The organism is Pontibacterium sp. (genome assembly GCF_964228735.1).
Lineage (GTDB): Bacteria > Pseudomonadota > Gammaproteobacteria > Pseudomonadales > Balneatricaceae > Pontibacterium.
In genome coordinates this window covers 1-13,130 of sequence record NZ_CAXRBQ010000090.1, presented here as the reverse complement: position 1 = coordinate 13,130, position 13,130 = coordinate 1, and the positions used below count along the sequence as shown (strand labels likewise).

Below are 13,130 nucleotides of genomic sequence, written 5' to 3'. Positions count from 1 at the left end.
TGGATCGATCAGATGCAGACCTGTCCCTGACAGCTGGTGAGTCAGGCGCCGTAATCATGGTTGCGCTGGGACAGCCACTCGATCAGCCAATTATCAGCTCTGGACCGTCCATACATTCAAGTCCTGAACGCCTGAAAATCGGCACCCACAACATAGTACGCTTGAGCGAAACGCTTCGTTCACGCTCCACCACCCACTGATACCAAGCACAACAGATATCAGCTTGGTTCCTTATTCAACCGACGAGGTTTGTTATGAAAGCACCACTGTTTACTCCTGAAAATTCCGCAATGCTATTGATCGACCACCAGGTTGGCACCATGGGCTGGGTCGGTTCCGCTAGCCTGGAAGAGATCAAAATGAACACCATCGCCCTGGCACGTGCTGCCGATGCCGTGGGTATGCCACTGATTTTGACCTCAAGCATGGAAGATCAGGCCCAAGGGCCACTGTTTGAAGAGCTGCAGCAGGCGGTACCTGAAGCCTATGCCAATCGAATTCTGCGCGGCGGTGTCGTTGACTCTATGAAGGATGAAGGTTTTGCCAATGCGGTGAAAGAAACCGGTCGCAAGAACCTGATCATCGCCGGTATCACCACCGATGTGTGTGTCGTATATCCAGCGATCACCGCAGTATCTGAGGGCTATAACGTACAGGTTGTCGTTGATGGCTCCGGTTCACCGACTCAGCTAGCAGACCAAACCGCCCTGCGCCGTATGGAAAGCAATGGCGTTACGCTCACTTCTACCAATCAGCTGATTGCCGAACTGGCGCAGGACTGGAGCACGGAAAACGGCGGCAAGCTGATACAGGTACTGTTTGAGGAGATTCTCTCCAAACAGCACTAAACGATATCGCAGAGCGTCCTCCCCTCAATTGAGCTCTTCGAATATCCGCGTATACGGCGAAGAACACAGCGCGTATGAAGCAAAGTTGCCCCCCCGCCGTAGGGGGCCTTTGCCCACCAACCATGCCCGTTATCGGGCAATAATCCCAGAAACCGGAAAATGTATTAGTCCTTCCGGAATCCATATACGTGATTTTTCCGTGCCCCGCGTATTCTTAGCCCATCAACTTCAACGATCGGGTAGATACCATGAGAAAACAAGCCAAAGTCATCCTTATCACCGGTGCCTCTGCCGGTATGGGCAAAGCCACTGCGAAGAAACTTATTGGTGAAGGTCATATCGTTTACGGCGCAGCCCGCCGCATCAACAAAATGGCAGACATCGCTGAGCTGGGCGGTCACATCATCGAGATGGACGTAACCGATGAGGAACAGATCACCACGGGCGTTAATCGGATTCTGTCCGAGCAAGGGCGTATCGACGTGCTGATCAACAACGCTGGCTATTCGGTGTATGGCTCAGTAGAAGATGTATCTCAGGAAGATGCCAGACGACAGTTCGATGTTAATTTCTTCGGTGCTGCCTTCCTGACGCAAAAAGTGCTGCCTCATATGCGTCAGCAAGGTTCCGGTCACATCATCAACGTCACATCCATTGGCGGCAAGATGTACGCACCGCTCGGATCCTGGTACCACGGCACCAAACACGCGTTGGAAGGCTGGAGTGATTGCTTGCGGGTAGAGACTAAAGACTTTGGGATCAAGGTATCCATCGTCGAACCGGGTGCGATTGAGACCGAGTTTGGTGACGTGATGAACCAGCCCATGCTCGACCGCTCCAAAGGAAGCCCGTATGAGGGGATGGCGCATTCCATTATTGCCGCAGCCCGTAACGCGCATGACGGGTCCCCTTCCAGCAAACCAGAGGTCATCGCCAACACCATCGTCCGTGCCATAAACAGCAAAAAGCCTAAAACGCGTTACGTCGCCGGCAAAATGGCGAAACAGGTCCTCTTCTTCCGCAAGTGGCTGAGCGACAGAATGTTCGACCGCATGATCCTTTCGATGATCAAGTAAGCCCCCATGTCGAGGAACCTTTAACTAGCGGAGCACAATAATGTCCGTTCTCTTGTCAAAATGGGTGCTTGGTATTAGCGCGATACTGCTAACCACAATTGCCCTGCTGTACATCACCGGGAGCAAATCCGTGCACTCAGAGGTTGTGGTTCCCGCATCGCTCAAACTGGTTTGGGCCGTATTGATCGACACCGAGCGGTATAAAAAATGGAATTCCGTGCTTGTCCCGCTCGAAGGCGAACTTCGTGAAGGAGGAGAAGTCCTGTACGAATTCCATCAGGATTCAGATAAGGCCTATAAAATAACGTCTAAGGTTGTACAAGTAAGCGAGGAGACGCTGTTGAATCAACGTGGAGGCATGCAGGGTATTCTCACATTTGATCACCGCTATCAGCTTGAGCCGACACATAACGGCACCAAGGTGATCATTCACGAAGAGTATCGGGGAATTGGGGTGCACGTCTGGGACCCGGCTCCGGTAGAAGCCGCCTATCACAGACTAAACCAAGCGCTGAAGGACAGAGTCATCGAGGTTTATCCGCAATGAGCAATATTGTACGTATCGACACCATCAGCCAGGTTCATGAGGCACTGGGCCTCGAAAAACCAAGGCACCCGCTCGTATCCGTTATCCCCATCGATGAGCGCATCGCGGCATTCGACTACGGTGATGTCACCTACGTGTTGGGTTTCTACCAGGTCAGCCTTAAGTCGGGCATTTGTGCAGAGATGACCTACGGCCGTAATACCTATGATTTTGAAGAAGGCACGATGGTGTTCACCAAACCCGGACAGGCGCTCTCTTTCAAAGTTGCAGAACAGATGCCATCAAAAGGTGGCTGGACCCTGATGTTCCATCCAGATCTGATCCGCAGGTCTGAGCTGGGCAAAAACATAGAGCAGTACTCATTTTTCTCCTACGAGACCCACGAAGCGCTTCATCTCTCGGACGACGAGAAAGCCAGCATTACGGAATTGGTTAGGAAGATCGAAAGCGAGTACAACCAAAATATCGATCGCCACACGCAGAAGCTGATCATCTCAAATATCGAATTGCTGCTGGATTACTGCACGCGCTATTACGACCGCCAATTCTACGTACGCACCAACCTCAACCAGGACATTGTGACCCGTTTCGAAAACCTATTGCGTGAGTATTTTGATTCGGAACAAACATTGGAATCCGGCCTGCCCAGCGTAAAGTACTGCGGTGAGAAGCTGAACATGTCTCCGCCCTACTTAAGCGATCTGCTGAAAAAGGAAACCGGTCGCACGGCACAGCAGCACATCCAGGACACCATCATTGATCGCGCCAAAACCCAGTTATTGGCCAGTAATGAGCAGATCAGCCAGATCGCTTACGGGCTCGGTTTTGAATACCCGCAACACTTCAGCAAGCTTTTCAAAACCCACACAGGGATGAGTCCGGCGGAATATCGCAAGGTCCATTAAAGTCGCGACCGCAGGAAAATGCGTCCTCTTTATCCGGCTCACAAGTGATACAACTGGGGCAACCACTGAAACGTGCAAAGCTGCAGTAAGGAAAGAATTGGCACCAGATCTTCAAGATGATCGCTTTCCCCGCAAGCGCCCACACCATAATGTCTGGCCCAATTGGAACCTGTTTTACGCTGTGTCTATGCTGATACACAGATACCGTTTCAATTTTTGAAGCGATACCAATTCCGGATCCCAGTGGGCCTGATATTGATAGCTTCACAGCCAGTTGTATTCACGCCGTTTCAACCCACTTAGCATCCTAACGAACGCAGGAGGTAACATGGTTGCTTTCAGCATTATTCTTATGGTTATCGGTATGTGCCTGGAGCTTGCAGGCTTGTTGGGCGCAGGCATGGATTGGACCTGGGGCGGCATCGTACTGATACTGGCCGGCGGCATCGCCTGGGGATTGTCAGGGAAAGATAGGTCCGGCGGATAACTAAAGGGAAATGGGTTGGGCCACAAGTGATGTGACCCAACCTGGCCGACAGCCTTACATGTTCGGGTAGTTAGGCCCGCCCGCCCCTTCAGGCGTCACCCAAGTGATGTTCTGCGACGGGTCTTTGATATCACAGGTTTTACAGTGCAGGCAGTTTTGCGCGTTGATCTGGAAGCGTGGGCCGCCCTCATCCTCAACCACCTCATATACGCCTGCCGGACAGAAACGCTGCGCTGGTTCTGCATATACCGGCAGGTTTTTCGACAGTGGCAGATCCACATTAGCAAGCTGCAGATGGCACGGCTGATCTTCTTCATGGTTGGTATTCGACAGGAACACTGAAGACAGCTTATCAAAGCTAATCTTGCCGTCCGGCTTATCGTAATCAATTGGTGTGAACTGATCTGCAGGCTTCAGCTGCGCAAAGTCTTCGTGGTTATCGTGCAGTGTGAACGGCAGTTTGCCGCCGAACAGGTTCTGGTCGACAAAGTTGAACGCACCACCACTGATTGAACCGAACTTATGCAAAGCCGGACCAAAGTTACGGCTGCGGTAAAGCTCATCGTACAACCAGGACTCTTTGAAACGATCGGTATAATCCACCAGCTCTTTACCGCCCTCACAACCGGTGCTCAATGCATCGAAGATGCTTTCTGCAGCCAGCATGCCGGACTTCATCGCGGTATGTGTGCCTTTGATCTTGGAGAAGTTGAGCGTGCCCGCATCACAGCCCACCAGCAGACCTCCTGGGAAGGTCATCTTCGGCAACGCATTCAAACCACCTTTGGTAATCGCTCGTGCACCATAAGAAACACGGTTGCCGCCTTCCAAATACTGACGCAGCACTGGGTGGTGTTTCATGCGCTGAAACTCATCAAATGGGCTCACGTATGGGTTGTCGTAATTCAGGTCGACGATCAGTCCAACAACCACCTGATTGTTGTCGGTGTGGTAAAGGAAGAAACCACCACTGGTGTTGCCACTGAGCGGCCAACCGGTACCGTGAAGCACCAAACCAGGCTGATGTAACGCTGGATCAATATCCCATAACTCCTTGATACCTAAGCCATAGTGCTGTGCGTCCGCTTCGGAGCTGAGATCAAATTGGGTGTTCAGCTGTTTGCCCAGATGACCACGGCAGCCTTCCGAGAAGACGGTGTATTTTGCCAGCAGCTCCATACCCGGCATGTAGCTGTCTTTTGGCGCGCCATCCATACCGATACCCATATCACCGGTTGCAACACCGCGCACGCTGCCGTCATCGTTGTACAATACTTCGGATGCGGTAAAGCCTGGGAAGACCTCAACACCCAGTGCTTCCGCCTGCTCCGCCAACCAGCGGCACAGGTTGCCTACACTGGCGATATAGTTACCGTGGTTATGCATTGTTTTTGGCACAAGACCGTTCGGCAATTTCTGCGCCTTCTCTTCATCTTTCAGCAGGAAGATCTGGTCTTCGGTCACAGCTGTATTAAGAGGTGCACCGCGTTCCTTCCAATCAGGGAACAGCTCATCCAATGCACGCGGCTCCACGACGGCGCCTGACAATATATGCGCGCCCACTTCGGAGCCTTTCTCTACAACGCATACGGCCAGTTCCTGCTCAGCCTCCTGAGCTTTTTGCATTAGTCGGCATGCGGTTGCCAGACCAGAAGGCCCTGCCCCCACAATGACGACATCAAACTCCATCGCTTCGCGTTCCATATTCCTCACCTCTTATTTTGATTATTCATATATGGATCTGTTGCTCGCGGCTCGCACAGCAATATCGATCAAATTAGCCACTTTATAATTATATGAAACTATAAAGTCAATTTTCACACCACTATACATTATGTGAAACTTTATTTCCTTCTAACTAAATCAATCACTATATCGATTACACGCATAAGCAGAGATAATGCATGCACCAAAAACACATCTATACCTTTGTTTTTACAGTATTTTTTACAATACAAATAAATGATCAAAAATCAGACAAAAGCTATTGCTATGAAAAAATTATTGGTGCAGGATAAATGAAAAAATAAATATTATTTTCATGGTGAATAAAAATGAACACCCTCAACACAAGCGTCGATCCGTCCGGTTTGCTCGAATACTCGGTGGTGTACACCGACCGCTCCCTTAACCATATGTCCAAATCCTTCCAGGGTGTGATGAACGACATCTCCCGCACACTGAAAAGTGTTTACAGCGCGCATTCGGCGGTTGTCGTTCCAGGCAGCGGAACATTCGGTATGGAAGCGGTTGCACGTCAGTTCGCTACGGACAAGAAATGCCTGGTTATTCGCAACGGTTGGTTTAGCTTCCGCTGGACGCAGATTCTCGAGATGGGTTCGATCCCTGCTGAGTGCACCGTGATGAAGGCACGTCAGGTTTCCGAGGAGAGCACTGCCGCGTTTGCCCCTGCACCAATTGGTGAAGTGGTTGCGACTATCCTGCGTGAAAAGCCTGAGGTTGTGTTCGCCCCTCATGTTGAAACCTCCTCTGGCATGATCCTGCCCGATGAGTACATCTGTGCTGTTGCCGATGCCGTGCACGCGGTGGGTGGTCTGTTTGTTCTGGACTGCATCGCCTCCGGTGCAATGTGGGTCAACATGGAAGCTTGTGGTGTTGATGTACTTATCAGTGCCCCTCAGAAAGGCTGGAGTGGTTCTCCATGCTGTGCACTGGTGATGATGAACATGGAAGCGCGTGAAGCGATCGAATCCACCGAGAGCAGCAGCTTTGCCTGCGACCTGAAGAAATGGCTGCAGATCATGGAGACCTATGAAAAAGGGGCGCACGCTTACCACGCCACCATGCCAACCGATTCCCTCGCCCGTTTCGCCGATGTGATGCGTGAAACCGAGGAGTATGGTTTCGACAAACTGAAAGCTGCACAGGCTGAGCTGGGACAGAAAGTTCGTGCTGCACTGGCAGAACGCGGCATCCAGAGTGTAGCGGCACCGGGCTTCGAAGCACCGGGCGTTGTGGTGAGCTACACCCAGGATTCTGCGATTCATAACGGTCAGAAGTTTGCGGCTGAAGGTATGCAGATTGCGGCGGGTGTTCCGCTTCAGTGTGATGAACCGGCAGACTTCAAAACCTTCCGTATCGGATTGTTTGGTCTCGATAAGCTGTATGACGTCGATACCGCCGTGAACACCTTTACCCAGACTCTGGATCGCATTCTTTAAACCCGATCCCTCTTCTTTTTTAAGAGCTACGTCATATTCACCCGGTGTGTGCAGCGGGATGGTCGCGCACACGCTGGGTTCACGTTTTCAAATAAAAATAAATGGTGAAAAACGATGAAAATGGCACCAAAACTCACGCTCGACGATGCAAAAGTGATCATGCAGGCCTGTGTTTCTAAGGCCGAAGAAATCAATGTGGATATGGACATCGCCATTACCGACGATAGCGGTAATTTGCTGATGTTCCACCGCATGGACAACGCACGTATTACCAGCATCGACATCAGTATCGGCAAATCCTTTACCGCATCTGCCGCACGCAAATCCACTCGCGCCTATGGCGAAATCAGCACTCCGGGTAAACCAGCATTTGGTATCAACACCAGCAACCAGGGACGTTTCTCTATCGTTGCCGGTGGCCTGCCCCTGTTCGCGGAGGAACAGATCGTCGGCGGTATCGGTTGCAGCTCCGGCACCCCGGATCAGGACGAAATGGTTTCTCAGGCAGGCGTTGACGCCTTCCAGGAACTGATCGCGTCAGAAAGCCAACCGATTCACGCGTGTAACTGATTAGAGGAGATCTTAATGTTTAATAAGAATGATGATATCCAGGGTTACGATGACGCCCTGTGGGAAGCGATGCAGCTGGAAAGCGCTCGACAGGAAGAGCATATCGAACTGATCGCTTCTGAAAACTACACCAGCCCACGTGTGATGAAAGCGCAGGGCTCTGTACTGACCAACAAATACGCGGAAGGCTATCCAGCCAAACGATACTACGGAGGCTGCGAGCACGTTGATACCGTTGAGCAACTGGCGATCGACCGTGCCGCTGAACTGTTCGGCGCGGATTACTGCAACGTGCAGCCTCACTCCGGCTCTCAGGCAAACGCAGCCGTGTACATGGCGCTGTGCGAACCGGGTGATACCGTTCTAGGTATGAGCCTGGCCCACGGTGGTCACCTGACCCACGGTTCCAAAGTGAGCTTCTCCGGTAAGATCTACAACGCGGTTCAGTACGGTCTGAACGACGAAACCGGTGAGATCGACTACGACGAAGTGGAACGTCTGGCACAGGAACACAAACCGAAGATGATCGTGGCGGGGTTCTCGGCTTACTCCCGAATCGTTGACTGGCAGCGTTTCCGTGATATTGCCGATGCAGTAGGCGCGTACCTGTTCGTGGATATGGCGCATGTCGCCGGTCTGGTTGCAGCGGGTCTGTACCCATCCCCGGTACCAATTGCCGACGTGGTTACCACTACAACCCACAAGACCCTGCGTGGTCCACGTGGTGGTCTGATCATGGCCAAAGCCAATCCGGAGATCGAGAAGAAGCTGAACTCAGCGGTATTCCCAGGTGGCCAGGGCGGTCCTTTGATGCACGTGATCGCGGCGAAAGCAGTGGCGTTCAAGGAAGCACTGGAACCGGAATTTACCGATTACCAGAAACAGGTACTGGTAAATGCCCGCACCATGGCAGACGTATTTATCGAGCGCGGTTACGAAGTGGTATCCGGCGGTACCGACGACCACCTGTTCCTGCTGAGTCTGATCAAACAGGGCATCACCGGTAAAGATGCTGACGCAGCGTTGGGCCGTGCCAACATCACAGTAAACAAAAACTCGGTACCAAACGACCCGAACTCTCCATTTGTGACCAGTGGCCTGCGTATCGGCTCCCCTGCGGTAACCAGCCGTGGCTTCAAGATCGAACAGTGTCGTCAGCTTACCCACTGGATCTGCGACATCCTGGACGACATGGATAACCCGGATGTGATCGAAAACGTTAAACAGCAAGTTACCGCCCTGTGCGCTGACTTCCCGGTTTACCGTTAAGCGATCCACCTCACAGGTCTGTTTCCGACGGGCACCCGGAAACAGACACTCGTAAACTCATCTCGCAACACGGGCGCGTTGTGCGTTCGTGGATGCAATAACAGGTAATTTCACGATGGCTATCAGTCTATTTGATCTGCTGAAGGTCGGCATTGGCCCCTCCAGCTCTCATACTGTGGGCCCCATGAAGGCCGCATTATTGTTCGTCGAAGGTTTGCAGGAATCCCGCTTGATCTCAAAGATCGCCCGGGTTGAGTCACAGCTGTATGGCTCGTTAGGTGCCACTGGCAAAGGTCACGGTACCGGCTCTGCCGTCATTATGGGGCTTGAAGGTCACGCCCCTGGGTTGATCAACCCCGATATCATAGATACACGGGTAGAGGAAGTCACCCGCACCCATCGTATCCGTTTGATGGGCAAATACGATGTCTATTTCCAGGTCGATCGCGATTTGGTGTTCCACCGCAAAGAAAGCCTGCCCTACCACCCGAACGGCATGAGCTTTACCGCCTGGGATGCCGACGGGAATCGCCTCTCCCACCGCGTGTACTACTCAGTAGGTGGTGGCTTTGTGGTGGACGAAGACGCGGCAGGCAGCGACCGCATCACCGAAGACAAAACTGAACTGCCCTACCCGTTTCGCAGCGGCGAAGAGCTGCTGGAAATGTGCGAAGCCAATAATCTCTCCATCAGCGAACTGATGATGGAGAACGAAAAGGCGTGGCGCTCTGAAGAGGAAATACGCGAAGGCATCCTACACCTTTGGCAGGTAATGAAGGAGTGCGTGCAGAACGGTTTTACCAAAGAAGGCATCCTGCCGGGTGGCCTCAAAGTAAAACGCCGTGCGCCTACCCTGCACACGGATCTAAAACAACGTACCCGCATGGATATGATCACCCCATCTCTGGGTGCGATGGATTGGGTCAACTTGTATGCCCTAGCCGTGAGCGAAGAAAACGCTGCCGGTGGCCGCATGGTTACTGCGCCCACCAATGGCGCGGCAGGCATTATCCCGGCGGTACTGCACTACTACGACAAGTTCTGCCCGAACACGGATGAGGAAGGCGTGATTAAGTTCCTGCTTGCGGCAACCGCTATCGGCATCCTGTGCAAACTCAACGCCTCTATTTCAGGTGCGGAGATCGGCTGCCAGGGTGAAGTGGGCTCAGCCTGTGCGATGGCTGCGGCGGGTTTGGCGGAAGCCACCGGCGGCACACCCGCCCAGGTGGAGAACGCCGCCGAGATCGGTATCGAGCACAACCTGGGGCTGACCTGCGATCCGATTGGAGGTTTGGTACAGGTACCGTGTATCGAGCGTAACGCGATGGCCGCGATGAAAGCTATTAATGCAGCGACCATGGCGATCCGCGGTGACGGTACACACTTTGTGTCGCTGGATAAGGCGATTACCACCATGCGCGATACCGGGCATGACATGTCGGAGAAATATAAGGAAACATCCCGCGGGGGCCTCGCGGTTAATGTGATCGAGTGTTGACGGACACTCGGTGAAGTTTGATCCCCTCCCCAAGAGGCTCAATTTGCCCGGTATATACCGGGCTTTTTTGTGCGTTAACAAAGTTAAACGTAACGACGCATTTGTAGCAGCGGGCTCCGACCGCGACACTTTCGAAGCTCCGGCCAATGTCGCCCTCAGCACCCTAAAGGGCATAAAAGCGGGCTGCTACAGGGACCTAACTTTCCCAAGATCTGAGTCGGAATTTAGACATCAACGCACAGTTATATGTAGGGCAGCCTTGAGGCTGCCGGTAGGCTGAAGCCTACCCTACAATTGGAGGCTAGACAGGCATCGGCGCAGATATAGTTCCTGAAAGAGCGAGAAATTCATGTAGAAGCCTACATGAGATAGATGTAGCTCCAGGTTTGCAGTTGGCACGGACTCAAATCCCTTCTACGCAGCCGAGCATTGCAGGAATAAAACGGTTAAAAGCAAATTCTGTCTGAGGCCAAAGGCCGAGTTTATTTGCTTCGTTTTATTTCGAAACGCGTAGGGAACCGGGCCATGCCCGGCAAGTAGTAGGGCTGACGGGGATTGATAAGGGGAGTTCAGTGACTCCCCTTATCTCGCCCTCAAAGGGCGACAACAATGGGAAATGATCAAATACCTTTCGGCAGGACACAAAATGTAAAAAACGGATCATCCCTGACCCAACTGCGTCGAGTATACACACGCCATCCGCGTGAAAGAAAAGCCCTGAACCGGGCACGATAGCCCAGGGCGACACCCTGCCAAGGGACTGTGATTGGGGGTCAGTCCTGCAGAATTACGTAGTACTTCTGACAGGTTTCCAAAACCTCCCAGTAACCATCAAAACCATAGGGCAACATAAAGGAGTCACCTGCCTTGTAGCGTTTCTGGCCGCCCTTCACATCGCTGATGATCACGTCGCCAGAGATGATGTAGCAGAACTCTCGACGGCCTGGTACAGCCTTCCATTTACCCGGTTCGCTCTCCCACAAGCCCGCAATAAACTTACCGTCCAGCTCTTCGACGTAGTTTACGATCGCCTGGGATGGATCACCTTTCAGCAGACGGTCTGGTGGCGTTACGAACGGGCCCAGTGGTTTGGGGGCTTCGTCAAAGCTAACAACCTGATCGATGTAACTTGGTTTCATGTGGGATCTCCTTAAGCTTTTTCGTCTCGGGCGAAGTAGTAGTGATAAAGCGCACGTTGGCCAACTCGACGAAACGGCGCGAAAGGGAATTTAGGTGCGGCGGTGCGCAGTACCGGCAGATCATGGCCCTGGGTTTTACCTGCCACTTTTTCCGCTAGGCGCATACCCGCCTGCACTGAGAAGGTCACACCGCTGCCGCCGTAACCGATGGCGTAGAACACGGAGTCCTGCTCGGCTTCATGGATATGCGGTACGTCGTCAAAGGTTACGCAAACCCAACCACCCCACTGATAGTCGTAGGTAAGATCACCCAGCGCACCGAACTTAGTTTTCAGCGCGTTAATCAGGTTGTCGTTGTGTCTTGGGTTGCTCGCGTCAGCGCCAGTAATCGCACTGCGACCACCGATCAGGATGCGGTTGTCAGGCAGCTTGCGGTAGTAGAAACGCAGTGTTCGGGTATCCGTGATCACATCGCTGCTGACGAAGTTGGTCGCCGCCAGTTCGGTATCCGTAAGAGGACGGGTAACCACAACGTTGGAAAGTACCGGGAAACTGCGGTTCTTCAGTTTGGAGTGCAGCTGCTGCGAGGTATAACCGTTGGTGGCGCAGATCACCTTGTTTGCGCGTACAACACCACCCGGCGTTACCAGCAGGTGACGCTTACCTTCCCTTCGCCATTCGATCACTGGACTATTAGTGTGTACGCGCGCGCCAGCAGCACGGGCCAGTCGGTGGTAGCCGTATGCCAGTTTAAGCGGGTGCACGCCGAAGCCGTCACGGAAACGCATGGCACCATAAGCTTCATCACTGTTGAAGTGATCTTTCTCCAGCTCTTCGCGGCACAGGATATCAACGTCGTAGTTGAACAAGTCCTTGAGGAAGCGTGCTTCAGAGTGGATTGCTTTCATCATACGCGGACGATGTGCCACCCAAAGGTGACCGTCTGGCTGCTGGTCGCAATCGATCTGTTCATCTTTGATCAGGCCACGAACACGGTCCAGGCCCTCGAAGATCTCGTCAAACATGCGACGCGCCATGGTTTCCCCATAACGTTTGATCATCTTTTGGTAGGAAAGACGACCACCCGCTTTCAGTGCAAAACCACCGTTACGGCCACTACAACCCCAGCCGGTGCCGTTTGCTTCCAGCACAACCGTATCAATGTTGTGCTCGCTTGCCAGGTAGTACGCAGATGAAAGACCGGTATAACCGCCACCGATTATTGCTACGCCTACATCAATATCTGCCTGTATCGGGCCATCATCTGCCGGGGCTTCACCAGCCGTATCCACCCAGTAGGAATCGGGGTAGCTCATTCCACCGGGGTGGGCTGAGATCAACGGATCGTACATCACTTACTCCTCACACTGCCGAGCTATGGTTTCGCTCGACTGTCTGCCATTTTTTATTTTTATGCCGGTTTATCGCCGGTCTTAATGGAGGCAAAGATAGTGAAGAGAGATGAAATTTACAATCTTTTTTTCATGCTAATGCATATTATTCATTTATATTCACCACAAAGAACCGCACAAAAAACTCTTTTATCCTTAAGTATCAACACCTTAAACAGACATTTGAATGTTTATTTTTACTTCGGTCGCGAAGTCGT

General features: G+C 52.5%; 12 protein-coding genes and 1 pseudogene. 10 read left to right on the top strand and 3 right to left on the bottom strand.

The window, feature by feature from the left end:
• The 6 genes and pseudogenes from ACEQ15_RS10720 to ACEQ15_RS10695 form a co-directional block, all read left to right on the top strand.
• Positions 1-200 (top strand): annotated as a pseudogene (locus ACEQ15_RS10720) (hypothetical protein); the annotation flags it as partial.
• 54 nt (positions 201-254) lie between these two features.
• Entirely contained in the window at positions 255-848 is a 594-nt protein-coding gene (locus ACEQ15_RS10715) for an isochorismatase family protein (protein WP_370279181.1), read from the top strand.
• A 248-nt stretch (positions 849-1,096) separates the two neighbouring features.
• Positions 1,097-1,924 carry an oxidoreductase gene (locus ACEQ15_RS10710; RefSeq protein ID WP_370279180.1) on the top strand — a complete coding sequence of 276 codons (828 nt, stop codon included), beginning with the start codon at positions 1,097-1,099 and terminating at the stop codon, positions 1,922-1,924.
• Positions 1,925-1,964: 40 nt separating this feature from the next.
• The gene (locus tag ACEQ15_RS10705; RefSeq protein ID WP_370279179.1) at positions 1,965-2,471 is read left to right on the top strand and encodes an SRPBCC family protein; all 507 of its coding nucleotides are present in this window, start codon (positions 1,965-1,967) and stop codon (positions 2,469-2,471) included.
• Complete coding sequence (locus ACEQ15_RS10700) at positions 2,468-3,376, top strand: helix-turn-helix domain-containing protein (protein ID WP_370279178.1); 909 nt, start codon at positions 2,468-2,470, stop codon at positions 3,374-3,376. The genes ACEQ15_RS10705 and ACEQ15_RS10700 overlap by 4 nt, the downstream gene beginning before the upstream one ends.
• 328 nt (positions 3,377-3,704) lie before the next feature.
• A complete protein-coding gene (locus ACEQ15_RS10695) occupies positions 3,705-3,863 on the top strand; it encodes a hypothetical protein (protein WP_370279177.1) in 159 nt (52 codons plus the stop codon).
• A gap of 54 nt (positions 3,864-3,917) precedes the next feature.
• On the opposite strand, the gene ACEQ15_RS10690 is transcribed toward ACEQ15_RS10695, so the two are convergent.
• Positions 3,918-5,567: an electron transfer flavoprotein-ubiquinone oxidoreductase gene (locus ACEQ15_RS10690; protein ID WP_370279176.1), complete on the bottom strand. Its 1,650-nt coding sequence runs from the start codon at positions 5,565-5,567 to the stop codon at positions 3,918-3,920.
• 350 nt (positions 5,568-5,917) lie between these two features.
• Here ACEQ15_RS10690 and ACEQ15_RS10685 point away from each other — a divergent pair, with 350 nt between their 5' ends.
• The 4 genes from ACEQ15_RS10685 (at position 5,918) to ACEQ15_RS10670 (ending at position 10,382) form a co-directional block, all read left to right on the top strand.
• Positions 5,918-7,045, top strand: a complete 1,128-nt coding sequence (locus tag ACEQ15_RS10685; RefSeq protein WP_370279175.1) for an aminotransferase class V-fold PLP-dependent enzyme — start codon at positions 5,918-5,920, stop codon at positions 7,043-7,045.
• A 114-nt stretch (positions 7,046-7,159) separates the two neighbouring features.
• A complete protein-coding gene (locus tag ACEQ15_RS10680; protein WP_370279174.1) occupies positions 7,160-7,615 on the top strand; it encodes a heme-binding protein in 456 nt (151 codons plus the stop codon).
• A gap of 15 nt (positions 7,616-7,630) precedes the next feature.
• Positions 7,631-8,884: a serine hydroxymethyltransferase gene (gene glyA, locus ACEQ15_RS10675; protein ID WP_370279173.1), complete on the top strand. Its 1,254-nt coding sequence runs from the start codon at positions 7,631-7,633 to the stop codon at positions 8,882-8,884.
• 115 nt (positions 8,885-8,999) lie between these two features.
• Positions 9,000-10,382, top strand: coding sequence for an L-serine ammonia-lyase (locus ACEQ15_RS10670; RefSeq protein ID WP_370279171.1), 1,383 nt, complete (start codon positions 9,000-9,002; stop codon positions 10,380-10,382).
• Positions 10,383-11,155: 773 nt separating this feature from the next.
• Here ACEQ15_RS10670 and ACEQ15_RS10665 read toward each other — a convergent pair.
• The gene (locus tag ACEQ15_RS10665; RefSeq protein WP_370279170.1) at positions 11,156-11,521 is read right to left on the bottom strand and encodes a cupin domain-containing protein; all 366 of its coding nucleotides are present in this window, start codon (positions 11,519-11,521) and stop codon (positions 11,156-11,158) included.
• A gap of 11 nt (positions 11,522-11,532) precedes the next feature.
• A complete protein-coding gene (locus ACEQ15_RS10660; RefSeq protein WP_370279169.1) occupies positions 11,533-12,873 on the bottom strand; it encodes an NAD(P)/FAD-dependent oxidoreductase in 1,341 nt (446 codons plus the stop codon).
• Positions 12,874-13,130: the final 257 nt, after the last annotated feature.